This window comes from Mesorhizobium sp. M0491 (genome assembly GCF_040321265.1).
Taxonomy (GTDB): Bacteria; Pseudomonadota; Alphaproteobacteria; order Rhizobiales; family Rhizobiaceae; genus Mesorhizobium.
In genome coordinates, this window is sequence record NZ_JAMYRE010000035.1 from 29,421 (window position 1) to 53,871 (window position 24,451).

The 24,451-nt window shown below is 63.2% G+C and carries 25 protein-coding genes and 2 pseudogenes; 13 read left to right on the forward strand and 14 right to left on the reverse strand.

The window, feature by feature from the left end:
* The first annotated feature begins 65 nt into the window (after positions 1-65).
* A complete protein-coding gene (locus tag NKI69_RS31135) occupies positions 66-482 on the forward strand; it encodes a MerR family transcriptional regulator (RefSeq protein ID WP_023809674.1) in 417 nt (138 codons plus the stop codon).
* Between the two features lie 8 nt (positions 483-490).
* On the opposite strand, the pseudogene NKI69_RS31140 reads toward NKI69_RS31135, so the two are convergent.
* Together NKI69_RS31140 and katG are read right to left on the reverse strand one after the other, a co-directional pair.
* Positions 491-1,047: pseudogene (locus tag NKI69_RS31140) on the reverse strand (GNAT family N-acetyltransferase).
* Positions 1,048-1,228: 181 nt separating this feature from the next.
* A complete protein-coding gene (gene katG / locus NKI69_RS31145) occupies positions 1,229-3,427 on the reverse strand; it encodes a catalase/peroxidase HPI (protein ID WP_023809675.1) in 2,199 nt (732 codons plus the stop codon).
* Positions 3,428-3,690: 263 nt separating this feature from the next.
* Between katG and NKI69_RS31150 the strand changes: the two genes are divergently transcribed.
* Complete coding sequence (locus tag NKI69_RS31150; RefSeq protein WP_023809676.1) at positions 3,691-4,644, forward strand: hydrogen peroxide-inducible genes activator; 954 nt, start codon at positions 3,691-3,693, stop codon at positions 4,642-4,644.
* A gap of 19 nt (positions 4,645-4,663) precedes the next feature.
* Here NKI69_RS31150 and NKI69_RS31155 read toward each other — a convergent pair whose 3' ends face one another.
* The gene (locus tag NKI69_RS31155) at positions 4,664-5,377 is read right to left on the reverse strand and encodes a DNA helicase (protein WP_023809677.1); all 714 of its coding nucleotides are present in this window, start codon (positions 5,375-5,377) and stop codon (positions 4,664-4,666) included.
* Between the two features lie 403 nt (positions 5,378-5,780).
* Between NKI69_RS31155 and NKI69_RS31160 the strand changes: the two genes are divergently transcribed.
* Both NKI69_RS31160 and NKI69_RS31165 read left to right on the forward strand, forming a co-directional pair.
* Entirely contained in the window at positions 5,781-6,764 is a 984-nt protein-coding gene (locus NKI69_RS31160) for a hypothetical protein (protein ID WP_023809678.1), read from the forward strand.
* Between the two features lie 78 nt (positions 6,765-6,842).
* Complete coding sequence (locus NKI69_RS31165; protein ID WP_023809679.1) at positions 6,843-6,986, forward strand: zinc-binding dehydrogenase; 144 nt, start codon at positions 6,843-6,845, stop codon at positions 6,984-6,986.
* A 103-nt stretch (positions 6,987-7,089) separates the two neighbouring features.
* On the opposite strand, the gene NKI69_RS31170 is transcribed toward NKI69_RS31165, so the two are convergent.
* From NKI69_RS31170 to pcaD, 3 genes are all read right to left on the reverse strand, one after another.
* Positions 7,090-7,239 (reverse strand): hypothetical protein, encoded by a 150-nt coding sequence (locus NKI69_RS31170; protein WP_245273118.1) that lies wholly within the window; start codon positions 7,237-7,239, stop codon positions 7,090-7,092.
* 111 nt (positions 7,240-7,350) lie between these two features.
* Positions 7,351-7,596 carry a hypothetical protein gene (locus NKI69_RS31175; RefSeq protein WP_023809680.1) on the reverse strand — a complete coding sequence of 82 codons (246 nt, stop codon included), beginning with the start codon at positions 7,594-7,596 and terminating at the stop codon, positions 7,351-7,353.
* 262 nt (positions 7,597-7,858) lie between these two features.
* Positions 7,859-8,650 carry a 3-oxoadipate enol-lactonase gene (gene pcaD, locus NKI69_RS31180; RefSeq protein WP_023809681.1) on the reverse strand — a complete coding sequence of 264 codons (792 nt, stop codon included), beginning with the start codon at positions 8,648-8,650 and terminating at the stop codon, positions 7,859-7,861.
* Positions 8,651-8,752: 102 nt separating this feature from the next.
* Here pcaD and NKI69_RS31185 point away from each other — a divergent pair, with 102 nt between their 5' ends.
* Positions 8,753-9,658 carry a LysR family transcriptional regulator gene (locus tag NKI69_RS31185; protein ID WP_352723229.1) on the forward strand — a complete coding sequence of 302 codons (906 nt, stop codon included), beginning with the start codon at positions 8,753-8,755 and terminating at the stop codon, positions 9,656-9,658.
* Positions 9,659-9,767: 109 nt separating this feature from the next.
* On the opposite strand, the gene NKI69_RS31190 is transcribed toward NKI69_RS31185, so the two are convergent.
* Both NKI69_RS31190 and NKI69_RS31195 read right to left on the reverse strand, forming a co-directional pair.
* Complete coding sequence (locus tag NKI69_RS31190) at positions 9,768-10,082, reverse strand: hypothetical protein (protein ID WP_352555724.1); 315 nt, start codon at positions 10,080-10,082, stop codon at positions 9,768-9,770.
* Between the two features lie 128 nt (positions 10,083-10,210).
* Positions 10,211-10,660 carry a GatB/YqeY domain-containing protein gene (locus tag NKI69_RS31195; protein ID WP_023809684.1) on the reverse strand — a complete coding sequence of 150 codons (450 nt, stop codon included), beginning with the start codon at positions 10,658-10,660 and terminating at the stop codon, positions 10,211-10,213.
* A gap of 278 nt (positions 10,661-10,938) precedes the next feature.
* Here NKI69_RS31195 and carA point away from each other — a divergent pair, with 278 nt between their 5' ends.
* The 3 genes from carA to NKI69_RS31210 all read left to right on the forward strand — a co-directional run bounded on the left by carA (position 10,939) and on the right by NKI69_RS31210 (position 12,873).
* Positions 10,939-12,156, forward strand: coding sequence for a glutamine-hydrolyzing carbamoyl-phosphate synthase small subunit (gene carA / locus NKI69_RS31200; RefSeq protein WP_352723230.1), 1,218 nt, complete (start codon positions 10,939-10,941; stop codon positions 12,154-12,156).
* Between the two features lie 70 nt (positions 12,157-12,226).
* The gene (locus NKI69_RS31205; RefSeq protein ID WP_023809686.1) at positions 12,227-12,478 is read left to right on the forward strand and encodes a type II toxin-antitoxin system RelE family toxin; all 252 of its coding nucleotides are present in this window, start codon (positions 12,227-12,229) and stop codon (positions 12,476-12,478) included.
* A gap of 14 nt (positions 12,479-12,492) precedes the next feature.
* Entirely contained in the window at positions 12,493-12,873 is a 381-nt protein-coding gene (locus NKI69_RS31210; RefSeq protein ID WP_023809687.1) for a helix-turn-helix domain-containing protein, read from the forward strand.
* A 73-nt stretch (positions 12,874-12,946) separates the two neighbouring features.
* Here the strand turns inward: NKI69_RS31210 and NKI69_RS31215 are convergent, their stop codons facing one another.
* From NKI69_RS31215 to ypfJ, 3 genes are all read right to left on the reverse strand, one after another.
* Complete coding sequence (locus NKI69_RS31215; RefSeq protein WP_352723231.1) at positions 12,947-13,864, reverse strand: aldo/keto reductase; 918 nt, start codon at positions 13,862-13,864, stop codon at positions 12,947-12,949.
* Positions 13,861-15,126 (reverse strand): TCR/Tet family MFS transporter, encoded by a 1,266-nt coding sequence (locus NKI69_RS31220; protein ID WP_352677289.1) that lies wholly within the window; start codon positions 15,124-15,126, stop codon positions 13,861-13,863. The genes NKI69_RS31215 and NKI69_RS31220 overlap by 4 nt, the downstream gene beginning before the upstream one ends.
* 154 nt (positions 15,127-15,280) lie before the next feature.
* Positions 15,281-16,201: a KPN_02809 family neutral zinc metallopeptidase gene (gene ypfJ / locus NKI69_RS31225; RefSeq protein WP_023809690.1), complete on the reverse strand. Its 921-nt coding sequence runs from the start codon at positions 16,199-16,201 to the stop codon at positions 15,281-15,283.
* 188 nt (positions 16,202-16,389) lie between these two features.
* Here ypfJ and NKI69_RS31230 point away from each other — a divergent pair, with 188 nt between their 5' ends.
* Positions 16,390-18,489 carry a hypothetical protein gene (locus NKI69_RS31230; RefSeq protein WP_031212682.1) on the forward strand — a complete coding sequence of 700 codons (2,100 nt, stop codon included), beginning with the start codon at positions 16,390-16,392 and terminating at the stop codon, positions 18,487-18,489.
* Positions 18,490-18,572: 83 nt separating this feature from the next.
* On the opposite strand, the gene NKI69_RS31235 is transcribed toward NKI69_RS31230, so the two are convergent.
* Together NKI69_RS31235 and mntR are read right to left on the reverse strand one after the other, a co-directional pair.
* Positions 18,573-18,761 carry a hypothetical protein gene (locus NKI69_RS31235; protein WP_352440442.1) on the reverse strand — a complete coding sequence of 63 codons (189 nt, stop codon included), beginning with the start codon at positions 18,759-18,761 and terminating at the stop codon, positions 18,573-18,575.
* 94 nt (positions 18,762-18,855) lie between these two features.
* Positions 18,856-19,308 carry a manganese-binding transcriptional regulator MntR gene (gene mntR / locus NKI69_RS31240; protein WP_352440441.1) on the reverse strand — a complete coding sequence of 151 codons (453 nt, stop codon included), beginning with the start codon at positions 19,306-19,308 and terminating at the stop codon, positions 18,856-18,858.
* A 234-nt stretch (positions 19,309-19,542) separates the two neighbouring features.
* On the opposite strand from mntR, the gene NKI69_RS31245 reads away from it, so the two are divergent.
* The 3 genes and pseudogenes from NKI69_RS31245 (at position 19,543) to NKI69_RS31255 (ending at position 22,598) form a co-directional block, all read left to right on the forward strand.
* Entirely contained in the window at positions 19,543-20,907 is a 1,365-nt protein-coding gene (locus NKI69_RS31245; RefSeq protein ID WP_352440440.1) for an Nramp family divalent metal transporter, read from the forward strand.
* Positions 20,908-20,994: 87 nt separating this feature from the next.
* Positions 20,995-21,839, forward strand: a pseudogene (locus tag NKI69_RS31250) (protein-L-isoaspartate O-methyltransferase family protein).
* 108 nt (positions 21,840-21,947) lie between these two features.
* Complete coding sequence (locus tag NKI69_RS31255) at positions 21,948-22,598, forward strand: dihydrofolate reductase family protein (protein ID WP_352723232.1); 651 nt, start codon at positions 21,948-21,950, stop codon at positions 22,596-22,598.
* A 71-nt stretch (positions 22,599-22,669) separates the two neighbouring features.
* On the opposite strand, the gene NKI69_RS31260 is transcribed toward NKI69_RS31255, so the two are convergent.
* Complete coding sequence (locus NKI69_RS31260) at positions 22,670-23,539, reverse strand: LysR family transcriptional regulator (RefSeq protein WP_023809697.1); 870 nt, start codon at positions 23,537-23,539, stop codon at positions 22,670-22,672.
* 96 nt (positions 23,540-23,635) lie between these two features.
* On the opposite strand from NKI69_RS31260, the gene NKI69_RS31265 reads away from it, so the two are divergent.
* Entirely contained in the window at positions 23,636-24,235 is a 600-nt protein-coding gene (locus NKI69_RS31265) for a LysE family translocator (RefSeq protein WP_023809698.1), read from the forward strand.
* The last annotated feature ends 216 nt before the right edge of the window (positions 24,236-24,451 follow it).

Consider the following 24,451-nt stretch of genomic DNA (forward strand, 5'->3'; position numbering starts at 1 on the left):
GGTCTTGAATGCTGATGTCAGGCACTATAATTGCTCTAGTCACTAGAGCTTCAAGGGAAAATTTCATGTTTTCGATCGGTGATCTCTCGCGTCGCACCGGGGTCAAGGTGCCGACAATCCGCTATTATGAGCAGATGGGCCTTGTCGCCGCGCCCGAGCGTTCGGAAGGCAACCAGCGCCGCTATTCCAGGCAGGAGCTGGAGCGGTTGGCCTTCATCCGCCACGCCCGCGACCTCGGCTTCGCCGTCGACGACATCCGCTCCCTGATCGACTTGAGCGGCCACCCCGAGCAGCCCTGCGGCCACGCCGACAAGATCGCCGAGGAGCAACTGATCTCGGTGCGGGAAAAGATTGCCCAGTTGAAGCGACTCGAGGCCGAGCTCGAACGCATCGCCACGTGCTGCAATGGCCAGACGGTCGGCGACTGCTACGTCATCCGCGCGCTGTCGGATCATGCGCTGTGCGCCGATGAGCATGGTTGAGACACATCCTACAGCTCGATCCGGAACCGCAAGCTTTCCGCCCCGCCATAGGCGGCGTCCTCGAAGAAGCGTTCGACGAGCTTGCCGCCATGGCCAGGATCACCTTGTGCGAGGCCGGATTGCCCGGCTTGGCGGTGATATCGACGTGAGCCAGGCCGACCGCCCTCGCCTCGTCCAGCATCAGCCGCAGCGCCTCGGTGGCGTAGCCGCGCCGCCGCTTCCACGGCACCACCGAATAGCCGATATGGCCGAGCACATGCGGCGGCAGTCCCGCCGTGCCCTTCTGCCAGCGAAAGCCGATCGAGCCCGACGCCTCGCCATCCCAGATCCAGCGGCGGAAGCCCGGCAGGCGCGGCACTTTTTTGCCGTCGGGCAAGCTGATCGGGCCGCCCTTGGCCTGGGGATTGTCGAGGTCGGCAAGAAAGGCCACGGGATCCTTTTCGATGGCCGCGAGCTGCTCGCGCGTCGCTTCCATCAGCCGCACATTGTCCGGTGACCAGCCGCGCTCGAGCGCCACCTTGTAGGATGGCAGATGTTCAAGCGCGGGTTTGACGATTTCGATCATGGTGCATCGGCGGAGACGCTACGCCGATAAATAGCAGCATTGCCCGGCAAGGCACGGTCCACCAAGGAGCAGCCTCTTACGACAAGGCCGCGTTTCCATCGCTGGAAACGCGGCCCCGATCTTATGTCCTTGGGAGGACTGGAGCTCCGGCGCAGGCGCGCGGGAGTACCCTTATGCGAAGTCAGGCGATGTCGAAGCGGTCGGCGTTCATCACCTTTGTCCATGCCGCCACGAAATCCCTGGCGAATTTCTGGCTTGCATCCGCGGAGCCATAGACCTCGGCAAGCGCACGCAACTGGGCGTGCGAGCCGAAGATCAGATCGGCACGGGTGCCGGTCCACCTGACCGCCTTGGTCTTGCGGTCGCGCGCCTCGTACACCTCTTCCGAACCCGGAACAGAGCCGGCGGCCGGATCCCAGACCGTGTTCATGCTGAGCAGATTGACGAAGAAGTCGTTGGTCAAAGTGCCCGGCCTGTCGGTGAACACGCCGTGCTTCGATCCGCCGGTATTGGCGCCGAGCACGCGCAGACCGCCGACCAGCACCGTCAATTCCGGCGCGGTCAACGCCAGCAACTGCGCCCGGTCGACCAGCATGGCCTCGACCGACATCGGCTGCTTGCCCCTGACGTAATTGCGGAAGCCGTCGACCTTTGGCTCGAGCGCGGCAAAGGAATGCACGTCCGTTTGCTCCTGCGAGGCGTCCATGCGGCCTGGCGTGAACGGCACCTTCACCTCATGGCCTCCGTCCTTCGCGGCTTTCTCGACCGCGGCAACGCCGCCAAGCACAATCAGGTCGGCAAGAGAGACTTTCTTGCTGCCCGCGTTGAACTCCTTCTGAATGGCTTCGAGCTTGGCAAGCACCTTCGACAGTTCCGCCGGCTGGTTGACGTCCCAATCCTTCTGCGGCGCCAGTCGGATACGTGCCCCGTTGGCGCCACCGCGCTTGTCGGAATTGCGGAACGTCGAGGCCGAGGCCCACGCAGTCGAGACCAATTCGGAGACTGAAAGGCCCGATGCCAGGATCTTCGCCTTCAGCGAGGCGATGTCCTGCTCGCTGACCAGCTCGTGGTCGATGGCCGGGATCGGATCCTGCCAGATCAGCTCTTCCTTCGGCACGAGCGGGCCGAGATAGCGGGCGACCGGACCCATGTCGCGATGGGTCAGCTTGTACCAGGCGCGGGCGAAGGCGTCGGCGAATTGCTCCGGATGCTCGTGGAAGCGCCGCGACACCTTTTCGTAGGCAGGATCTACCCGCAGCGCGAGATCGGTGGTCAGCATCGCCGGCGCGCGGCGCTTTGACGGATCGTGCGCATCCGGAACGGTGCCGGCCCCGGCGCCACCCCTTGGCGTCCACTGATGGGCGCCGGCCGGGCTCTTGGTCAGTTCCCAGTCGAAGCCGAACAGATTGTCGAAGAAATTATTGCTCCACTTGGTCGGCGTCGTGGTCCAGGTCACTTCGAGGCCCGAGGTGATGGCGTCGCCGGCAATGCCGGAAGCATGCTTGCTCGACCAGCCGAGGCCTTGCGCCTCGATGATCGAGCCCTCTGGCTCCGCGCCAACCAACGACGCATCGCCGGCACCGTGCGTCTTGCCGAAGGTGTGACCACCGGCGATCAGCGCCACGGTCTCCTCGTCATTCATGGCCATGCGGGCGAAGGTCTCGCGAATGTCGCGGGCCGAGGCCAGCGGATCCGGCGTGCCGTTCGGCCCTTCCGGATTGACGTAGATCAGCCCCATCTGCACGGCGCCGAGATGGCCGCGAAGTTCACGGTCGCCGGAATAGCGCTTGTCGTCGAGCCACTTGGTTTCCGAACCCCAGTCGACGTCCTGCTCGGGCTCCCAGACGTCAGCGCGGCCGCCGGCGAAGCCGAAGGTCTTGAAACCCATCGATTCCAGCGCGACGTTGCCGGTGAGGATCAGAAGGTCGGCCCAGGAAATCTTGCGGCCATATTTCTGCTTGACCGGCCACAGCAGCCGGCGCGCCTTGTCGAGATTGGCATTGTCCGGCCAGCTGTTGAGCGGTGCGAAACGCTGCTGGCCTGCCCCGGCGCCACCACGGCCATCGCCGATGCGGTAGGTGCCGGCACTGTGCCAGGCCATGCGGATGAACAGCGGCCCGTAATGGCCGAAGTCGGCCGGCCACCAATCCTGCGAATCCGTCATCACCTGGTGCAGGTCCTTGATCACCGCATCGAGATCGAGCGACTTGAATTCCTCGGCATAGTCGAACTCTTCGCCCATCGGATCCGAAAGGTTCGATTGCTGATGGAGAACGCCAAGATCGAGTTGGTTGGGCCACCAGTCACGGTTGCTCCTGCTGGAGGATCCGTGTGCAACGGGGCATTTGCCGGCGCTGGGATCATCGGTCTGTGCGTCCATGTTCTTCTCCGATCGTGGCTGTGTTGAGCTGTTCAACTGCTGCGTGACAGGGACATAGAAATGTCCCTGGAGGCGGTCCGTTTCATGGCTGGCGCGATGACCATATGCCCGATACGCGACCGAATATGTTGGATGTCCTGTTGCTGCGGGCATGCGCCTCACCAGGCGGTCCCGGCTGCTCCTCATCTTCGTTGCGACTCGTATAGCAAAGCCGTCTGATTAATTTAAGTTGGATTTCCTGATTACAGCGATAAGATGACATTATGACAAACCTGACGCTGAAGCAGTTGCGTTATTTCGAGGCACTGGCGCGGCACAACCATTTCGGACGCGCGGCGGATGCCTGCGCCATCTCGCAGCCCGCCATCTCGGTGCAGATCCGGGAGTTGGAGGAAACGCTTGGCACGGCGCTTTTCCAAAGAGGCCCACGCCAGGTCCGGCTGACCAATTTCGGCGAGGAATTCGCCTTGCGCGTCCGCGACATCCTGCGCTCGGTGGACGAGCTGACGGATCTGGCCCGCGCCTCGCGCGACCGGCTGGTGGGACGGTTGCGCATCGGCGTGATCCCGACGATCGCACCCTATCTTCTGCCTGCCATCATCGGCAACCTCGCCCGCATGCATGACGGGCTCGATATCCACGTGCGCGAAACGCAGACGCAGAAGCTGATCCAGGAACTGGCCGACGGCCGGCTCGATGCGGCCATCGTTGCCTTGCCGGTGTCGGAACCCTCGCTGACGGAAATCGTGCTGTTTGCCGAGAACTTCGTGCTGGTCCGGCCCGGCGAGGATGAGGGAAAGCCGGTGCCCAACCGCGAAATGCTGCGCGAGATGCGGCTGCTCCTGCTCGAGGAGGGCCATTGTTTTCGCGATCAGGCGCTGTCGTTCTGCAACATGCATTCGGCACGGCCGCGCGAGTTGCTGGACGGCAGCTCGCTGTCGACCCTGGTGCAGATGGTCGGCGCCGGCGTCGGCGTCACCTTGATCCCCGAAATGGCCGTGCCGGTGGAGACGCGCTCCGCGGCAGTCTCTATCGCCCACTTCGCCAATCCCCAACCATCGCGGACGATCGGCATGATCTGGCGCAAGACAAGCCCGATCGCCAAACAGCTGCTGCTTATATCCGAAGTGGTTCGCCAGGCGGCCGAAGCATTGCGCGCGCAGCACAGTTCGGCATCGGTTGCACAGCCTCTGAATCTACCGGCAGCGGCCCAATGAAGGCTGGCTGACCGGATCGTCAGCCTGCCGCGTGGAACCGGATTTCGCCCTTGTTCAGGAAGCAGGTCTTGTCGAACAGCGACAGGTCCAGAGGGTTTGGTAACCGCACGTCGCTGATATCGGGAACCGGCTTCCTCGCCGGATCGTATGAGCGATCGATCTGCGAGATGAAAACGAGGATCAATCCCCTGTCGCGGGCAAAGGCCTTCAGCGTGCGGACTTGCGCCATCAGGTCCGGGTTTTCCCGCTTCTGATCGAGCAGTTGCAGATAGTCTATGACCACCAGCGTACCGCGCGCCGCCGCCGCCAGCGTTCTGACGATGTAGTCGGCGCTGATGGCGTCGGAATTGTCGAACACGAACCGGTCGTTGAACCGTGCAGGGTCCGCCCCGATGGCGCGAAACCGGCCCAGCACATCCCGCTGCGTATACTCCAGCGTGAAGAACACACCGCGATGGCCTGATTTCATGGCTTCGACCGCGAGTTCGAGGCACATCAGCGTCTTGCCGTGGCCGGGTCGTGCACCCACCAGAACAAGATCGCCGGGCGCAAGTTGCGCAAACAGTATGCCGGCAGGCGCCGCCTCGGCTGCCTTGGCTGCAAGCAGACTCCAGCTGGCGAAGCCTTCCTGTGCTGCAACACGATCAAGCGCTTCGTGGAGCGGAATTTTGGCCTCGCGGGACAACAGCTTGGCTTGACGCTTCAGATGGTAAACGGGCGCGGACAGCTTCATTGCAAAACCTCCTGGTGCGAGCAGTTTCCGCAATCCCTCCTTATGCCTGGCGCTCGAACAGTCGGTTCGGTGATGAGAGTGCCCTGCATGAACGATGCTTTCCCGGCGGAGGGAGGAGGCGTGGGCTGCGCCAGAATCAGATGATAGCTCAATCCCTGCGTATCGAAAATCGCAGACATTCAAAGATGCGGGGAGCCCGCTGCAAGCCTCGAGCCAGCATCCCGGCGTAGGAGCATTTGCGCGCGTCGATCTCCTTCATGGCTCTTCGTGCGGACTTGCGGAGGGCACGCGTTAACAAAGGGTGCGCTAAACAAGATGTGTTTCGCCTGATAATGCGAGACCCTTTATGATCGATTCCCGGCGGCAACACCGCAAGGAAACGGCTTTGGCAGGAGTTGATCCGGTGCGGTTGAGATTCGTCCCTCTGGGTATCGTCCCGATCCTCAGCCTCCTCGTCGCCGCCATTGCCTTGACGATGTCGGCTCGATCCTTTGCCGCACCATCTGACGTTCCGGCCTGGCTGCAGGCTCACATCGGCAACAGCGACGGCCAGATCTCACAAATTGTCCTCGAACGAGCCCGCGCGCTTTACCGGAAGAAGGTCGCGCAAGGTGCAGTCAAGAACCCCTGCTACTTCGCCATGGATGCGACGCGCCCCAGCGATCTGGGCGATGGCGTTCTGGGGCGCCGCTATTACGTCATCTGCGAAGCCAGCCAGTCGTTTCGCGCGATTTCGTCGGGTCATGGCAGCGGCCGGGATTTGAAAGGCGTTGTCGATTTTTCGAACAGCAAGCGGTGCGCGAAGAATTTCGGCAATGCGATGGATTCGTCGTTGACGGCCGGCGGCGGCTATATCACCCGCGAGGCAAAAACCTCGTTCAAGGGCTATTACCGCACCGTTGCGAAACAGGACGCGGTTTTCCAGCGCACCTTCATCCAGTTCGACGGCGAAGGCGAGGCCGCGAATGCCAGGCAGCGGGTGATCGGCGGCCATGCCGCCCAGGTGCTGCACGGCCTATGCCTGCGCAAAAACCCGAAAAGTTCGCATGCCGACCATGACGGCTTCGTGCCGTTCGGCAAACTGGTGGACTATGCCGGCGGCCGCAGCAATGGCTGCACCAGCTGGTCGCCGGCGGATGCGCAGCAGATCATCACCATGGTCAAGGACAATCCGACGACGCTCTATATCTACCCGGAATCGCGCGACATCGCCGCGGTCGCAGCCAACCATTCACAGCCGGGCGCCTACTGGAACGCGTCCTGCCTGAAGGAAATCGGCACACCTAAATTCTGGCCGCGAAAGACCCTCGAGCCGATCATCGCCCAATACAGGAAGGATCACCCGGCACCACCGCCGCAGCCGCTGCCGATCTGCGAAGCGTCTTGAAGTCCGCATCGCACCGCCGCGTTGATTAGGACCGTGCCGCTTTATGTTCGGCGGAAAAGGCAAAGTGGCGGAGCGCGCGTGGAGATCGGCCGCCTCATCGAGGCCGGCAAAGTCACCCCCTTCGTGCAAGCCACCTACCCTCTTGGAGAGGTCGCCGAGGCGGAAGAACGGCTGGAAAACGAGCATGTGCGCGGCAGGATCGTATTTGAGGTCGCCGCCTAGCGACGTGGTTGCGTGGATTCCCCCGGACGCAGAGCTGGATCAGGCCGCCGAGCCAATTTTATCAAAAGCTAGCGGCGCGCCGAGGCTGGCGTCCAGCAGGGCGTCAGTCCCGTAAACGGTTGGCGGCATGATCCTGATGCTGCTCTGTCGCGACCTGCCTGGAGTCCAAACCGCGTTCTTTGGAATGCTGTGCCTTGTCGCGATTGGACAGAACCTTGTTTTCTTCGAGCTTGTCCTTTGGCGTTACGGTCATGGCGCCTGTCCCAGAACCCTTTCCCTGCGAACCTGCTCCGATGTGTTTCTTGCTCCCGCGTGCCATGGGCTGCCTCCAATCTATGAGAAATGTTCCAGGATCGGTGCTCATCTAGTCGTCAGGACGGTTTTTGTGATGGACGCTTTCCTGATTTTTGCCGCGAAGGATGTTGCGGTCGTCCGGATCGACGAGGTCCGGTGTGTCGGTTCTCATGTCCGATCCCTTGCGCAGCGCTTCGCGTTCCGCCGCTGATCGTTTCAGATCCGCCTCTGAATCGAAATCCTTGCCGGCGTTCTTTGTGTTTTCCCGCTCTTCAATGATGCGAATTTGTTGATCGTGGGTTTTGCGTCCAGTCATCGCTTCCTCCGGCGTGTTCGTGTTGGCGCTCGAAAGTCACCGGCCACCTCTAAGGTCGGGTCCGAGCCTGCCCTCGTGCTGATAATGGCAAGGTGACGGGATCGTTCCGAAAAGCGTTGAAGACGCTTTTCGCCAGATGGGCTCGGTTCGGCTTAGGCGCTCACGTTGACCGAGGCCGCCGCCCCTCTTCTGAACCATGGCCTCCTTCGAACGTTCGGCGACCACCGGACTGGCGCCGGACGCCTTTCCGTCGCGCTCCAGCTCAGCGCAGGAAATCGACCACAGCCTGGATGAACTCTGCCGGATACTCAATGTTCGACAGATGGACCGCGGGCAGCACGACCAGCTTCGCGCCGGGCACCGCCGCGGCAATCATCTCGCCGTGGCTGGCTGCTGTCACCGTGTCGTGCCGACCGGCGATCACCAGCGTCGGTCGCGGTATCAGTGCTACGGTACGGCGAAGATCGGCGTCGCGAACCGCCGCGAACAGGCCCGCCAGGCCTTGCCGGTCGATAGCCAGCAGCATGGTGCGAAACTCTTCGACCACGGGCTCGTTGGCGGCAACCATCGACGCGGGGAACCAGTTGCTCAGGAACGTCTCGGCGGTTTCCGACATGTCCGGTGCCTGCCGCACCGCGGCAATCCGCTCGTCGAAATAGCTTGCCGGCGAGAGATGAGACGAGGTGTTGCTCAGGATCAGCCGGTCGATCCGCTCGGGCGCGTGGATGCCGAGCCACTGCGCGACGAACCCGCCAAGCGACAGGCCAAGGAAATGTACGCGTTGCAGGTCGAGCGCGTCGAGCAGTTCGATGACGTCGCGGCCAAGCCGGTCGAGCGAGTAGGCGCCGACAGGAACGCTCGATCCGCCATGGCCGCGAAAATCGTAGCGCAGGATACGGAAATGCTTCGACAACTCGCCAACCTGCCTGTCCCACATGTGCAGCGTGGTGCCGATGGAATTCGATAGCACCAGCACCGGCTTGCTTGCCTCGCCGTCGAAGCGGTAGGCGATGCGCGTGCCGTCGCCCGTCGTGACGAAATTCAGCTTGTTCATGATGAAAATTCCTTCTGGAACGTTTGAATGAGGCCAAACGTAGCCGAGGGATAATTTTGTTGATATTACAAAGATGGGACAATCTTTGTAATAAAAACCGACATGACCGAATTTACTCTCCACGACCTTCAATGCTTCGATGCGGTGATTCGCACCGGCGGCTTTCAGCCTGCGGCGGCCGTGCTGCATCGCTCGCATCCGGCGGTGTTCGCTGCCGTCGCCAAGCTGGAGCGACAGCTCGACCTTTGCCTCCTGGACCGCAGCGGCTATCGCGTGCGTGCGACCGAGGCAGGGCTGTCGTTCCACCGCCGAGCGCTATCGCTGCTGCGCGAGCTGGACGGTTTGCGCGTCCATGCCGCCCAGTTGGCGATGGGTGAGGAAAGTGAGATCCACGTGGTGATAGGCGATCTGTGCCCGCGCCCGCATGTGCTGGGCATGCTCGGGCGGTTCTTCGCACAGTGCCCCGGCACCCGCCTGCATCTGCATTTCGAAGCGGTCGGCGGCCCATGGGAGCGTCTATTCGATGACGAAGCCGATCTGATCCTGCACTGGGTCGACAAGGGCGATGCGCGGGTGGAATGGGTCGATCTGTGCAAGGTGTCCTTCATTCCCGTGGTGGCGCCGGGCTTTCTGCCCGAGCGTATCGAGCAGCCGATCACCCCGGACCAGATGCAGGCACTCACCCAATGCGTCATGCGCGACAGCGCCCGCCATTCGCCACAACAAAACTATTCGCTGATCGAAGGCGCGCCGCAATGCCTCGTCGCCGACCAGGGCATGAAGAAGGAGATAATCCTGCAGGGCCTTGGCTGGGGCCACCTGCCCCGCTTCCTGATCGAGGAAGAACTGCATGACGGGCGCCTGCAATCCATTGCCGGCCGCCATCTGCCTGGCCGCACCGACGAACTGGTGGTGGCGCGGCGCCGCGACCGGCCGCATGGGCCGATCGCCAACCGGCTGTGGGATCATATCCAGCAGGAAGCGCCGGCATTGGGCCGTGCATTGTAGCCGAGGAGGCCCGGACAGATACCGACCAACCAGTCGCGAAAGGCGCAAGTGTAAATCGGTCGTTAATGACCGGCCGTGCAATGCTAGGACCTCGGGTCCCGTCCAGCGATCACTTCTTGACATACGCTCCAGGCTGGCGGCCGCTCTTCGGAGCCTTGGCGTCCTTTGAACGCTCCGCGATAGCGGGGCCGGCCCCGGACGTCTTTTCGGTTGCGGCGCTCGGCGTGCCTTGCCTTGGCGGGTTTTGTCCGTCCGACTGGCGGGTTCGGTCTTCCACTTCGCCCACCCGGCGGGTGAGCCCGATGCCGCCGGCGGGCTTCTTGTTGGCGGCCGCATCCTGGGAGAATTCATCGGAAGCGTCGGCATCGGTCTTTGCCGGATATTTCGTCGCACCGGTTTCATAGCGGGTTTCGTTCTCAGTCATGACATCTCTCCAATTGCATGACGGATAAACATCTCAACGGTATCCGAGTTCCAACTCCTGGACTTCCGGACGGATCTGGGTTCCGGGAGCGCCCGGTCGGCCACCCAAGCGACGAGATGAGCAGCACCCTACTGCAGCAGACCCTTGACGATGCCGCTCGCCTTGCCGAAATCCATCTGGCCGGCATATTTCTGCTTCAGTGCGGCAATCACCTTGCCCATGTCCTTCTGGCTGGCCGCACTGGTCGCGGCGATCGCCTCGCGCGCCGCAGCCGTCACCGCCGCATCGTCCAACTGCGTCGGCAGGAAGGTGCGGATGATCTCCATCTCGCCGCGCTCCTGCGCGGCGAGTTCCGGCCGTTTGCCGTCGTCGAAGGCTTTGGCCGATTCCTCGCGCTGCTTCACCATCTTGGCCAGGATCTGCAGGATCTCCTCATCGCTGGCCGGCTCCTTGCCCGAACCGCGATTGGCGATGTCGCGGTCGTGAATGGCCGCTTGGATCAGCCGCAATGTCGGCAGCCGGTGCTTGTCCTGCGCCTTCATCGCGCTCTTCAGGGATTCGGCGATTTTGCCGCGCATGGTACATTCTCCTTCGATCGGCGCGGACAATAGCGCCGGGGGCGAGCCAAGGCAAACCCTGATATGCCGGGGCAAGCCACTGATTTTGCTAGGCGAAATAAAACATGGCGGCATTTCGCATGATCATTGACCGCTCTGCCCCCTTCCCCTATGTACTGGGCCTTGCATGAACGGAAATTTGACTGCGTGGAGGCCGCGAAAATCGCCGCTTCGCGCCGTTTGCCGCGCAGATGGCCCGCCGGGCCGGTTGCAGCGGGCAGCCCGATAGGAGTGCCGCCATGGCCGAGATGACCGCCGCCTCGACGCCCGCCTGGACCACTGAAAAGCCGACCGCCCTTCTGGTGCTGGCCGACGGCACCGTCATCGAAGGTCGCGGCCTCGGCGCCACCGGCTCCGCCGTCGCCGAAGTCTGCTTCAACACGGCGCTGACCGGCTACCAGGAAATCCTCACTGACCCTTCCTATGCCGGCCAGATCGTCACCTTCACCTTCCCGCATATCGGCAACATCGGCACCAATGACGAGGACATCGAGGATCTCAATCCGGCCGCCCGCGCCGGCGCCGTTGGCGCCGTGTTCAAGGCCGATGTCACCGACCCGTCCAACTACCGCGCCGGCGCTGGTCTCGACCAATGGCTGAAGAAGCGCGGCATCGTCGCCCTTTCGGGCATCGACACCCGCGCGCTCACCGCGCTGATCCGTGAAAGGGGCATGCCCAACGCCGTCATCGCGCATGCGCCCGATGGCGTGTTCGACCTCGACGATCTGAAGCGCCGCGCCGCCGCATGGTCGGGGCTGATCGGGCTTGACCTCGCCAAGGAAGTCACGTCGGGCCAGTCCTCGGTCTGGCGCGAGACGCTCTGGGTGTGGAACGAAGGCTTTGGCGAGCAGACCGAACCGACAATGCACGTCGTCGCCATCGATTATGGCGTCAAACGCAACATCTTGCGCCTGCTCGCCGGCCTCGGCGCCAAGGTCACGGTGGTGCCGGCCAAGACCGGCGCCGAACAAATCCTTGCCATGCAGCCGGACGGCATTTTTCTCTCCAATGGCCCCGGCGACCCGGAAGCCACCGGTGACTATGCCGTGCCGGTCATCCGGGATCTGTTGAAGACCGACATCCCGGTGTTCGGCATCTGCCTCGGCCACCAGATGCTGGCACTGGCGCTGGGCGGCAAGACCGCCAAGATGCACCAGGGCCATCACGGCGCCAACCATCCGGTCAAGGACCACACCACCGGCAAGGTCGAGATCGTCTCGATGAACCACGGCTTTGCCGTCGATGCCGACTCGCTGCCATCGGGCGTCGAGGAAACCCACGTCTCGCTGTTCGATGGTTCGAACTGCGGCATCACGCTGACCGGCCGGCCGGTGTTCTCGGTCCAGCATCACCCCGAAGCCTCCCCCGGCCCGCAGGATTCGCACTACCTGTTCCGCCGCTTCGTCAATTTGATCCGCGAAAAGCGCGGCGAGGAATTGCTGGCCGAACGGGCCTGATCCTTTGAGGATCGGCTGTTAGCTATAATATCGCTTAACGCAAAGCGATAAATGTGCGATATTATTTGTTGTGAAGACGATCATCCTTTCAGTATCGGCGGCTCGCGATCTCGATAACCTGCCGGCGGATGTCCGCGAGCAGGTTTCCGAAGGTTTGATCACTTACGCCGTCAGCGGTCGTGGAGATGTAAAGCGTCTTGCCGGCCGGAACGGTTATAGACTGCGTATCGGCCGCTACCGCGTCATATTCGACGAAGACCGCACCACGATTCTCGCGATCTACATCGGCAAGCGTGAAACGACGACCTATAGCAGGCCATAGGACAGGACATCATCATGAACGCCCCGCAAATCATCAAGACCTCAACCGGCGAAGAACTGGTCGTCATCCCGAGGGCCGACTACGAGGCATTGCTGCATGCCGCTGAAGAAGCCATGGATGCTGCGGATGTGGCGATCTACGATGAACGGAAGGCCGAGCTCAAAACGGAAAAGCCCCTGCCCGCTGCCGTGACCATGGATATCCTGCGGGGCTCGAGCCGGCTCAAGGCGCTGCGCAATTGGCGCAACCTGACCCAAGCCGATTTGGCGACTGCTATTGGTGTCAGCCAGGGTTTCCTGTCCGACCTCGAATCCAATCGTCGCAAACCATCGCCGCAGACCAGTGCCATGCTGGCAAAGACGCTGGATATCCCCGGCGAATGGATCGAAACCTAGAGCAATCCCGGGAAAAGTGTGAAACGGTTTTCCGTCCGGGAATTGCGTCAAACAAAGACTCTAGTATCTCGTCCTACGTCACCGGCCGGCCTTCGCTGGCTTCCAGGATGGCGAACCATTGCTGGCGGTCGAGGCTGATCTCCAACGCCTTGACCATGGCGGCCAGCCGTTCCGGCTTCATCGAACCCAGCACCGGCACCAATCGGGCCGGATGGCGCAATAGCCAGGCGATCGCGACGGCAGCCAGATCGCCGGCTCCGATCTCGGCGGCCACCGCAGCAAGCGCTGCCCGCACCCGCGCCTCGCGCCCCTCCTTGCCGGTGAACAGCGAGCCGCCCCCGAGCGGCGACCAGATCATCGGCGCATAGGCAAGGCGCTGCGCGTGGTCCAGGCTGCCGTCGGTCAATGCGGCCGTTTTCAGCACCGACATTTCGATCTGGTTGGTGGCGAGGGCGAACGGCAACCGTGAGGCCAGCAGATCGAACTGCGGCGGCGTGAAGTTGGAGACGCCGACCGCCCTCACCTTGCCAGATGTGACCAGCTTGGCAAGAGCTGCCGCCGTCTCGTCGGCATCCGTCAGCGGGTCGGGCCGGTGCAGCAGCAACAGGTCGATATAGTCGGTGCCGAGATTGGCAAGCGACCGCTCCACCGACGCAACAATATGGCCGCCACCGGTATCGTAGTGCTTCAGCCGGTTGTCCGGCCGGTTTGGCGACTTCAGCAGGATATCGCATTTCGAGATCAGCTCGATGCTGTCGCGCTTGCCTTCCCAGCGCGCCAATCCCGCACCGAAGGCCGCTTCCACCTCGTAGTTCCCATAGATGTCGGCATGATCGAAGCTGGTCAGGCCGAGATCGACGGCGGTGCCGATCAGCCGTGCGACCTGATCGGCATCCGGGCGGGCGGCGCTGTCGAGCAGACGCGAGGCGCCGAAGACCAACCGCGACAGCGACAGTCCGTCCCGAGTCAGCGCAATGCGGCTGTGACTCACACCTGCGCTCCATCTTCGGCGACGCCGGCGGTGACATTTGCGCGCGCCGCGGGCCTCGCCACCTTGGTGACGAAGACGATGACCGCCAGCGTCAGAAAACATGCGCCCACCAGATAGGGCGCACCGCCGAAGGTCACCGGCGCGCTTGGCCCGGTGAACCAGGAAAAGATCGCCGTATAGAGCAGCGGCGTGATGATCGAGGTGATCGAGAAGATCGAGGTCATCGCGCCCTGCAACTCGCCCTGCGCCGAAGGCGGCACCTTGGCGGCGGCGAGGCTCCTCAGCGGCGGATCGGCCAGCGCTTCCAGGCAGCCGACGACGATCACCGCATAGATCATCCAGCCTTGCGACGCGAAGGCGTAGCCGAAGGCGCTGGCTGCCGTGAATGTCAGGCCGATGACCGCCGTCTTCCACTCGCCAAGCCTCGGGATCACGCGCGGCAGCACCGTCGCCATGACGATCGCACCGCACAGGCCGAAGGCGCCGAGCGAGAAGCCGATCTGCTGCTCGCTCCAGCCATAGCGATAGCTGGAGACGAACGACCAGACCGCCGGATACATCATGTGCCCGAGCGTCATCAGGAAGAAGACAAGCCCAATCCAGCCGATGCCTTGATATTGGCGCATCTGGAGCAGCGTGCCGACCGGGTTGGCGCGTTTCCACTCGAAGCGGCGGCGATGCTTGTCATCGAGCGTTTCCGGGAGGAAAAACAACGCAATGAGGAAATTCACGAAGGCGAGCCCGGCGGCGAAATAGAACGGCACGCGCGGCCCGAACGTACCGAGCAGCCCGCCCAGAACCGGCCCGATGACGAAGCCGACGCCAAACGCGATACCGAGCAGGCCGAAATTCTTTGCCCGGTTCTCATCGTTCGAAATATCGGCGATGAAGGCTGAAGTCGTCGAATAGCTGGCGCCTGAAATGCCGGCCAGCACACGCCCGATGAACAGCATCGGGTAGGACCAGGCGACCGCGCAGATCAGATTGTCGATGGAGAAGGTCAGCACCGATGCGAGCAGGATCGGCCGCCGCCCGAACCGGTCGCTCAAGCCGCCCATGATCGGCGCGAAGACGAACTGCATCGCCGCATAGACGAAGAACAGCCAGCCGCCTTCGATCGCCGCGCCGCTGATGCTGACCCCGGTCAATTCCCTGAGATAGGCCGGCAGCACCGGCATGATCATGCCGAAGCCGATAATGTCGAGCAGCAGCGTGGTGAAGACGAGCGCAAGGCCCCGTCTGGCGGTTTTAGGGTCGATCATGCAGGATCAAGCTCCTCTGCTCGCCCTCAGGCGCAGGCGGACGCACTTATAGGCGAGCCCGCCGCAAGGAACAATGTGGGAACAGGCTGATTCTATTCATCCTGACACCCCCTGACGGCAGCATCGCCGGCAGGTGAAGCTCGAAAACGGTCTGTCAGATCGGCCCACTCAGCGTGTTGCACTCCGACAGCTTGCCGCTCTTGTAACCACGCGCCAGCCAGGTCTGCCGCTGCTGCGAGGTGCCGTGGTTGAAGCTTTCCGGCACAACATAGCCTTGCGTCTTCTTCTGCAGCGTGTCGTCGCCGATCTGCTTGGCGGCGTTCAGTGCGCTCTCGATGTCGCCCTGCTCCAATATGCCTTTCTGCCCGGTGTAATGCGCCCACACGCCGGCAAAGCAGTCGGCCTGAAGCTCGATTCGCACCGACATCTGGTTGGCTTCGACCTCGCCCATGCTTTGCCGCATCTGGTTGAACTTGGACATGATGCCGGTCAGGTTCTGCACGTGGTGGCCGACCTCATGCGCAATCACATAGGCGCGGGCGAATTCGCCCGAGGCGCCGAACTGCTGGTCGAGCTGCTGGAAGAAGGTCATGTCGAGATAGACCTTGTGGTCGCCGGGACAATAGAACGGTCCGGCCGCCGCGGAGGCAAAGCCGCAGGCCGAACGGACCTGGCCGGAAAACAGCACCAGTTTCGGATCCTCGTAGGTTAGGCCCTGAGATTTGAAGATGCCGGACCAGGTGTCCTCGGTCTCGGCCAGCACGGTGGCCACGAACTGCTTCATCTCGTCATTGGCCGGTGTGGCACCGTTGTCCTGTCCGCTGTTGTCGGTGATCTGGCCGCCGCCGCCCGGCAGCAGGCCGCCGTCGCCGCCACCCAGGATCGTCGACGGATCGAAGCCGAAATACCATCCGGCCAGCACCACCAGGATGACGAGGAAGATGCTGCCGCCGCCACCGGTGCGGCCGCCGATCGGAATGCGGAACTGGCCACCGCCGCCGCCGAGTCCGCCACCGCCGCTGTCGCTGCGGTCGTCCTCGATATTGTCACTCTGACGACGGCCCTTCCAGAGCATGGCAACTCCTCGTGCAGCAACTTCCCCGTTGTTCCGGGGCAACAAACAATTATCCCAATGGTTGCGCCAAGTCACAGCATTTTTCGATGGCCTTTTTGGCCATACGGGTCGCCTTGCGGCCAAGTTCGTTGCGGCGAGCGGCTCGGCGTTGCAATCGTCCCCATGGCCGAGACTATCGAAGACCGTTAATGTCCGTTTCTCTGGGAAGCGAGGGGCGCTTGCGGACGATCGGCCAATTCCTGCTGTTGCTGACGGCATTGACTTGTTTCGGCATCGGATCCGCCCGTGCCGCCACGCTCGATTCCAGCGTTGCCGTCACCGATCCCGCCACCTTGCAGGCGCTGGAGCGTGGTGGCCTGTCGATCAGCCGCCTGCTGGGCCCGGCACTCGGCCTCACCCGCGAGGTCGACAATCGCGGCCTGTTTTCGGTGCCGGCGCTGGCCACGGTGCGCGACACAGTCAAGCGGCAGATAGCCGACGAGCCGAAGACCAGCCCCGACCCCTATGTTGCTGCCATGGCGAAGTCGAAGGACACCAGCCAGAAATTCAATCCGAAATACATCGATGACGACGGCTCGACGCTGGACCTGACCGGCGTCGTCAACCGCATGGACCGCGGCTATCTCGGCCACACCGAATGCGGCGAGATCCGGCTGATCTACCGTTTCCACTATTCGGTCGCGGAAAAGCCTGTGAAGGGAAAGGCGGGCCAGCGCATTTCCTCGCGCCTGCCGCTGACCATGAGCCTGGTGTTCAACGCCAAACCCAGGCAGGCACAAGCGCGCGCCTCGAAGGACCTGCCAAGCGCCACTGACGTGTCCTGCGCCGATGTTGCCCAGCGCTGGCTGGCAGCTGGAAAAAAAGACCTGCCACCCGACCAGCTTGCCGCCTGGCTGCGCTCCGACGAAGGGCCGCTGTCAGGCACCATGCTGAATTCGTCGCAGATCATGCGGCTCGAACTCAACATGCAGGTGCTCAGGCTGTCGGCCTCGACGCGGCGCGATTTCGGCGGCCATGCCGAATATCTCCTGAAGATCTTCAAATGGGATCCGGCTGCGTCCAGCTTCTATGAAGCGAAGATGGAAAACCAGATCGACCGCGCCATTGTGCTGGCCGACAAGCCGTCCTTCGCCAAATGGCTGCTCACCGACCGCAACATCTACGACCTCGACCATGGTCGGCTGGTGATCGACGAAAAGTTCCTGGCCAGGAGCGCCGTCTCCGTCGCCCCCGGCGGTCTCAGCCGGTCGCAGAACAACATCGTCTACGGGCTGGTCGACGACGCGGACATCGACAAGGCGCTGAAGAACTATATCGCCAGGGGCAACACACTCTCGACCATCAAGTCGGTGGCCGGCTTCAACTTGCGGCTCAACGAGATGAGCTGCACCGGCTGCCATCAGACGCGTGGCATTGCCGGTTTCCACTACACCGGCGCAGATCCGGTGAGCGAGCCGCGCCGCAACGCCGTCTTCGTGCCGGGCTCGGCCGTGTTCTTCGCCGACCTGCCGCGCCGCCGCGCCATCGTCGAGCAGTTCGCCGCCGGCAGTCAGCTAGACTTTACGCGCAGCTTCGCCGCCCGTCCGGACGCCAGATATGCCGAGGCGCTGAAAGACACCGACCTCTACAATGGCTGGGGCTCGATCTGCTATCGCGGCGAGGATGCAAGTTTCAAGGACTGGAGCTGCGGTGCGGGCCTGCGCTGCGCCGGTGTCCACGAAAGCGCCTTCCATCCAGGCTTCGGCACCTGCGTCAGCGAAGCAGGCACGGTGGTCGGCGACCCCGTCGAGTTCGGCGAGATCAAGATGTCGAGCTGGGGCAGCGACCAGTATTGCCGCCTGTCGCCGGCCACCGCCAAGGCCTGCGCCATCGACTCCGCGAAGGACAAGAAGCCGCTGGTCAAACTCGCCGGCTATGGCGCCGCGCGCCAGCGCTACGACAATCCGCAGCAGAAGACCGGCGGCTTTCCCGGTGGCATGCTGCGCAAGGCAAGCTGCGACAAGCTTCCCGACGAAGCAACGTGCGGGCGTCTGGCCAAGACCGGCTTCAACGACTGCATCGCGTCGGGCAAGGACCACAAATTCTGCACGAAGGAATTTACCAAGACCGCCGGCCTACGAGCCTGCGACAAGGCGCATCCCTGCCGCGAGGACTACATCTGCACCGCAGGCTATGACGATCTGGCGGAAGCGAAAGCTGGCAAAGGCACCTGCATTCCGCCCTATTTCATCTTCCAGTTCCGCGTCGACGGCCACCCGCGCAGCTGGGTGCAGGACGTCCGCGAGTGAGGGAACGGTTTGTTGAAAGCGCCGCCACCACGTTCCGGCAGACGGCGTTCGCCCAGAACAGCTGACGTCAACCTGACAGACGTCTAATCTTCCTGCTTGGCGCCGGCGCTCTTGCCGTCGGAGCTCTTCGAACGTTCCTCGAAACGAGCCGCGCCCTTTTTCAACGGATGGCCGGTCTCCGCTTCGGTCTTGCGCTCATCCCTGGCCGCTGCCTGTTTCAGTCCCTCGGCAGCCTGCTTGCCCTTTGCGGTCGGTGCCTGTTCAACGCCCATCGCTTCCTCCCTTGCCGCTCGCCTTGCGCGGATGTCAGACCCAACGTGCTCAGCGTGCGAGGGTTCCGGTGGCTGGGGAAATCCAGGCGGAAGCTCAGCGCACTGCTGTCATGGCCTTGCGGAAGGCTTCCAGCGTCTCGGCGCTGACATGGTGCTCGATGCCCTCGGCGTCGATGCGCGCCGTCTCGGCGCTGACACCGAGCGAGCGCAAAAAGGCTTCCACCGTCTGGTGGCGGATGCGGCTCTCCTCGGCGACCTTGCGGCCGGCATCGGTCAGGAAAACGCCGCGATAGGGCTTTCGCGACACCAGCCCGTCGGCGCACAGCCTGGTCAGCATCTTGGCCACCGTCGGCTGGGCGACGCCAAGGCGTGCGGCGATGTCGACCTGGCGCGCCTCGTTGCCGTCCTCGATCAGATCGGCGATCAGCTCAACATAATCCTCGACCAGCGCGCTGCGGCGCGCTTCGCGCTGCTGCCGGAATCCCTCCGAATGAATTTCGGCGTCGAGCAGCGGCTCACGCGGGACTGGTCTGTTCTTCGGCGCCAATACGCGCTCCTCCCGAGGCTATCACCCGTCCACGCTTTCATAGCACGGGCTCTGATTCTTCAGGCCGTTTATTTGCATTCCGCCACAGGTGCAACCAGCGCTTCCGATTGCCGTTTCACCCGATGACCGCCAGCCGCCTAAAAGCAACGACAATGAAATATAGCATATTGCATAATGTTGAGCCATGGCATAGCTTGAGGCAACATCGTCCAGTCTCGCGGAAAGCCCTCCTTCATGTCTGAAGCCGAAGCCACAGCCTCCCGTTCCTCATGGCGGTTCGCCAGGCCCGACGAGGACGAGCAGCCCAGCCTGCGCGAAGTCAATTCCTCCATCGCCGTGCCGAACTCGGGCGTCTGGTTCCGTCGCCTGTTCGCCTTCATGGGTCCCGGCTACATGGTCTCGGTCGGCTATATGGACCCGGGCAACTGGGCGACGGATCTCGCCGGCGGCGCGCAGTTCGGCTACACGCTGCTGTTCATCATCATGCTGTCCAACCTGATGGCGATCCTTTTGCAGGCGCTGGCGGCACGGCTCGGCATCGCCACCGGCCGCGACCTCGCCCAGGCCTGCCGCGCCTACTATCCCCGTCCAGTCAATTTCGTGCTGTGGATCGCCTGCGAACTGGCCATCATCGCCTGCGATCTGGCCGAAGTCATCGGCACGGCGATCGCGCTGCAACTTCTGTTCGGCATTCCGCTGATCGGCGGCGCCATGCTGACGGCGCTCGATGCCTTCCTCGTGCTGCTGTTGATGAACAAGGGCTTCCGCTATCTCGAAGCCTTCGTCATCGCGCTTTTGATCATCATCTTCAGCTGCTTCGCCATCCAGATCTTCGTCGCCGCCCCGCCGGCCGGCTCGATCCTGCATGCCATGTTCGTGCCGTCGTCGGAAATCGTCACCAATCCGGCGATGCTCTACATCGCCATCGGCATCATCGGCGCCACCGTCATGCCGCACAATCTCTATCTGCACTCCTCGATCGTGCAGACCCGTGCCTATGAGCGCACCGACAAGGGCAAGCGCGATGCCATCAAATGGGCAACGACGGACTCGACCATCGCCCTGATGCTGGCGCTGTTCGTCAACGCCTCGATCCTCATCGTGTCGGCGGTCGCCTTCCATAACACCGGCCATCAAGACGTTGCCGAGATCGGCCAAGCCTTCGAGCTGCTGTCGCCGCTGCTCGGCCTCGGCATCGCCTCGATCCTGTTCGCGGTGGCGCTGCTGGCTTCCGGCCTCAACTCCACGGTGACGGCGACGCTTGCTGGCCAGATCATCATGGAAGGCTTTCTGCGCCTGCGCATCCCCAACTGGGCACGCCGACTGCTGACGCGCGGCCTCGCCATCATCCCGGTGGTGGTCGTCACCGCGCTCTATGGCGAAAAGGGCACCGGCCAGTTGCTGGTATTCAGCCAGGTGATCCTGTCGATGCAGTTGCCCTTCGCGGTCGTCCCGCTGGTGCAGTTCGTCTCCGACAAGAAGAAGATGGGCAATCTCGCCATTCCGCGCGGCGTCGCCGCCCTTGCCTGGGTAGTCGCCGCAGTCATCCTGGGGCTCAACTTCAAGCTGCTCTACGACACCATGTTCGGGATCGGCTAAGCTCCGCCTCGCCGGGAAATCGACTACCCTCTGCGCAAAGGGTAGTTTCGCGACAAATCGGCAATCCGCGCTATGTTGTCCCGCAGCATGGCCCGGATCGAAGACATCAGGAAATTCTACGCGCGGCTGCTGGCCGCCAATGCCGGCTCGCCCGACCCACGCCTGGAAGCGGCTTTCGCCGAGGTGCCGCGCGAAGCGTTTCTCGGTCCCGGGCCGTGGACGGTCGTCGCCGGCAACGGCAAGGTCACGACGCCGAGCGCCGACCCGGCCCATGTCTACCAGAACGTGCTGGTGACGCTCGACGACGACAAGGGCATCAACAATGGCGAGCCCTTCCTGCATGCCATGTGGATCGGAAAGCTTGCGCCTAAACCTGGTGAGGCCGTCACTCATATCGGCGCCGGCACCGGCTACTACTCCGCCGTGCTGGCCAGGCTGGTTTTACCAGGTGGCACCGTCACCGGCTTCGAACTCGACGAAAAACTAGCCGATCTGGCGCGCAAAAATCTCGAAGCATATGGCAATGCAACGGTCGTCCATGGCGATGCGGTGACGACGCCCCCCTGCCGCCATCCGACATCATCTACGTCAATGCCGGGGTCGCAGCGCCACCAGCAGGGTGGCTGAAGGCGCTGCGGCCTGGCGGCCGCATGATCTTCCCCTGGCGCCCGGCCGAGCGCGTCCCACTGGCGGTGATGGTGATCCGCACGCAAAAAGGCTTCGCCTGCGATCCGTTCATGCGATCGTGGTTCATTCCCTGTGTCGGCGCCTCGCTCGCAGACTCAGCGTCGAGGCCCCCCACCCGCGAGCAGGCCGCGCGCAGCCGCTCGATCTGGCTGGTGCAGGATAAGGCGCCGGACGACACGGCCACCGCCATATCGGGCGATGTCTGGTTCTCGTCGGAAAATCTCGAAGCCGGACCTCGCAAATGACGGCGGTTTGCCAAAATTTCATATGTCCTGTCGGACCGGTGGCTCGTCGCCCGTCCTTGGGCTGAAGTCCGGCCACGACGGCGTGGATCGAAGAACGGGAGCATTGGAATGAGAAAGATCATCTCTGCGACATTCGTCAGCCTTGACGGCGTCATGCAGGCACCCGGCGGCCCGGAAGAGGATCCGGCCGGCGGCTTCAAGTTCGGCGGCTGGACCTTCCATTACTTTGACGAGGCGGGGGCCGCGGCGATGGATGAACTGTTCTCCAAGCCTTTCGCCCTGCTGCTCGGCCGCAGAACCTACGACATCTTCGCCGCCTACTGGCCGTATCAGAAAGATCCGATCGCCGATGCCTTCAACCCCGCGACCAAATATGTGGCGACGCATCGGCCTGACACCCTCACCTGGCAGAACACGCAAGCGCTCGGACCCGATATCATCGCGACGTTGCGCCGCCTCAAGCAGGAGGATGGGCCGGACCTGCTCATCCAGGGATCTGGCGATCTGATCCAGACCTTGCTCGCCAACGGGCTGATCGACGAAATTCGGCTGATGATCTTCCCGCTATTGCTGGGCAAGGGCAAGCGGCTGTTCGGCGACAGCGCGATGCCGGCCGCCTTCAAGCTCATCAAGTCGCAGGCAACCAGCACCGGCGTCATCATGGCGACCTACGAACGATCAGGCGAGATCAAGGTTGGGTCGTTTGTCACAGGGGAGCCGTCCGACGCCGAGCTCGAACGGCGCAAGAACTGGAAGTAGCAGGACGGCCTTTGCACCCTTTCCTCTCCCCCGATCGACGGGGTAGAGGAACCCAAGTTCTGAGAAGTCTCTCAAGCCGCCACCGGCCGTCGTGCCAGCCCATCGCGGATATGGCGTGCGAATTCCTGCGCCGCCGGCCCTACCCCATGCCTCGGCAGATGCAGGTTGATGGCAAAATTCGGCAGTGGCGGCAGGCCGGACTCCGGTGGCAATATGTCGAGATCCGCCGGAACCGTGGAGGCTAGCCAGGCGGTGACGGCGAGGTCGGAGCGCACCGTCGCCGTCGTCGCGTCGATGTTGCCGTTTTCGAACACGGTGCGCCACTCCAGCCCATGCTCACCGAGCGCCGCCAGCACCGCCGGGCGGAAGGCGCAGGTGTCGGCGACGATCGACACCGGCAGCGGCCGCTTGGCGCGGGCAACGCCGCCCTTGGCGCCGACCCAGACCAGCCGGTCGATGGCAAGGCACTCGCCCGCCGACGGGCCGACGCGTTCCTCGATCACCGCAAGGTCGATGGTCCCGGCCGCAAGGGCAGCAGCCAATTCCGGCGACGAGGCGCAGACCAGCGATATCTCAACCTGCGGATAGGTCTCGGCATAGGTCTTCAGCACCGGCGCCAGCAAGGTGCCGACAAGGTCGTAGGGCACGCCGAGCCGCACCTGGCCGGCCACCGGTGTCCCAGCCATCTCCGCCCAGATCTCGTCATTCAAGGCCAGCAACCGCTTGCCCCTGCCGAACAGCTGTTCACCGGCGCGCGTCAGCCGCAAGCCGCGCCGGTCGCGCTCGAAGAGGCTGGAGCCGAGCGCCTCCTCCAGCCGCTTGACCTGCTGGCTGACAGCACCTTGCGTCAGGTGCAGCGCATTGGCCGCCGCCGTCATGCTGGCCTTGTCGGCGACGGTGATGAAGGTGCGGATCAGCGCCATGTCGAGATTTCGGATCATGGCTGGCATTATCCATCCTAATGCCGACCATGGCAAACATTGCATTTACTGAAGTTCGCGCGCAGCTACGATCGCAGCCCTGACAGAGGACGCCGCATGCTCGAGCCCATTCTCCCGCTCATCCTGTTTGCCATCGTCGCCACCACCACGCCCGGCATCGCCACAACCCTGTCTACGGCGTCCGGCGCCCAGTTCGGGTTTCGCCGTTCCGTGCCTCTGCTGGTCGGCAGCGCCGCCGGCCTCGCCACGGTGACGGGTGCCGCCGCCGCCGGGCTCGCCGGTCTGCTGCTTGCCATGCCTTCGCTGCAACTGGCCATGAAGGTCATCGGCTCGCTCTATCTCCTCTGGCTGGCGATCAAGATCGGCCGCAGCGGACCGCCCAATCTGGATGTGAGCATGGCCAGGCCGAACAGCTTTCTCGGCGGCGCCGGCATTCAATGGATGAACCCGAAGGGCTGGGCGATGGGGCTGGGCGCCGCGGCCTCGTTCGCGGCGCTGGCCAGCGGGCCGATGCAGCTCGCGCTGCTGCTCGGCGCCACTTTCGGCCTCGCGGCGGCCGCCTCGCTGTCGCTGTGGTGCGTGGCCGGAATGGTGCTGGCGCGGCTGCTCAAGACCGAATGGCAATGGCGCGCGCTCAACATCGTGCTGGCGCTGGTGCTGGCCGCCTCGATCATTCCGATGTGGCGGACGGCGTAAAGCGCGGCCTTGCAGAACCTGGGTTCCTCGCCCTCGCAACGCGGGGGAGAGGTGGCCGCGAAGCGGTCGGAGAGGGGGCTTCGTAGGGCGGATACTTCTTGAAACTTGATCTCCGTCGAGCCAGTCCCCCTCTCCGTCTCGGCTTCGCCGAGCCACCTTGTATCTACACGAGAGAGATTTCGTGGGATTAGAGCGATTGAGCCAAGGTCCGGGCGG

What these genes read in the sequence shown, in the direction of transcription:
- NKI69_RS31135 (WP_023809674.1), top strand. Translation starts at nt 66, where the DNA reads ATGTTTTCGATCGGTGATCTCTCGCGTCGCACCGGGGTCAAGGTGCCG.
- katG (WP_023809675.1), bottom strand. Translation starts at nt 3,427, where the DNA reads ATGGACGCACAGACCGATGATCCCAGCGCCGGCAAATGCCCCGTTGCA.
- NKI69_RS31150 (WP_023809676.1), top strand. Translation starts at nt 3,691, where the DNA reads ATGACAAACCTGACGCTGAAGCAGTTGCGTTATTTCGAGGCACTGGCG.
- NKI69_RS31155 (WP_023809677.1), bottom strand. Translation starts at nt 5,377, where the DNA reads ATGAAGCTGTCCGCGCCCGTTTACCATCTGAAGCGTCAAGCCAAGCTG.
- NKI69_RS31170 (WP_245273118.1), bottom strand. Translation starts at nt 7,239, where the DNA reads ATGACCGTAACGCCAAAGGACAAGCTCGAAGAAAACAAGGTTCTGTCC.
- NKI69_RS31175 (WP_023809680.1), bottom strand. Translation starts at nt 7,596, where the DNA reads ATGACTGGACGCAAAACCCACGATCAACAAATTCGCATCATTGAAGAG.
- pcaD (WP_023809681.1), bottom strand. Translation starts at nt 8,650, where the DNA reads ATGAACAAGCTGAATTTCGTCACGACGGGCGACGGCACGCGCATCGCC.
- NKI69_RS31185 (WP_352723229.1), top strand. Translation starts at nt 8,753, where the DNA reads ATGACCGAATTTACTCTCCACGACCTTCAATGCTTCGATGCGGTGATT.
- NKI69_RS31190 (WP_352555724.1), bottom strand. Translation starts at nt 10,082, where the DNA reads ATGACTGAGAACGAAACCCGCTATGAAACCGGTGCGACGAAATATCCG.
- NKI69_RS31195 (WP_023809684.1), bottom strand. Translation starts at nt 10,660, where the DNA reads ATGCGCGGCAAAATCGCCGAATCCCTGAAGAGCGCGATGAAGGCGCAG.
- carA (WP_352723230.1), top strand. Translation starts at nt 10,939, where the DNA reads ATGGCCGAGATGACCGCCGCCTCGACGCCCGCCTGGACCACTGAAAAG.
- NKI69_RS31210 (WP_023809687.1), top strand. Translation starts at nt 12,493, where the DNA reads ATGAACGCCCCGCAAATCATCAAGACCTCAACCGGCGAAGAACTGGTC.
- NKI69_RS31220 (WP_352677289.1), bottom strand. Translation starts at nt 15,126, where the DNA reads ATGATCGACCCTAAAACCGCCAGACGGGGCCTTGCGCTCGTCTTCACC.
- ypfJ (WP_023809690.1), bottom strand. Translation starts at nt 16,201, where the DNA reads ATGCTCTGGAAGGGCCGTCGTCAGAGTGACAATATCGAGGACGACCGC.
- NKI69_RS31230 (WP_031212682.1), top strand. Translation starts at nt 16,390, where the DNA reads ATGTCCGTTTCTCTGGGAAGCGAGGGGCGCTTGCGGACGATCGGCCAA.
- NKI69_RS31235 (WP_352440442.1), bottom strand. Translation starts at nt 18,761, where the DNA reads ATGGGCGTTGAACAGGCACCGACCGCAAAGGGCAAGCAGGCTGCCGAG.
- NKI69_RS31245 (WP_352440440.1), top strand. Translation starts at nt 19,543, where the DNA reads ATGTCTGAAGCCGAAGCCACAGCCTCCCGTTCCTCATGGCGGTTCGCC.
- NKI69_RS31255 (WP_352723232.1), top strand. Translation starts at nt 21,948, where the DNA reads ATGAGAAAGATCATCTCTGCGACATTCGTCAGCCTTGACGGCGTCATG.
- NKI69_RS31260 (WP_023809697.1), bottom strand. Translation starts at nt 23,539, where the DNA reads ATGATCCGAAATCTCGACATGGCGCTGATCCGCACCTTCATCACCGTC.
- NKI69_RS31265 (WP_023809698.1), top strand. Translation starts at nt 23,636, where the DNA reads ATGCTCGAGCCCATTCTCCCGCTCATCCTGTTTGCCATCGTCGCCACC.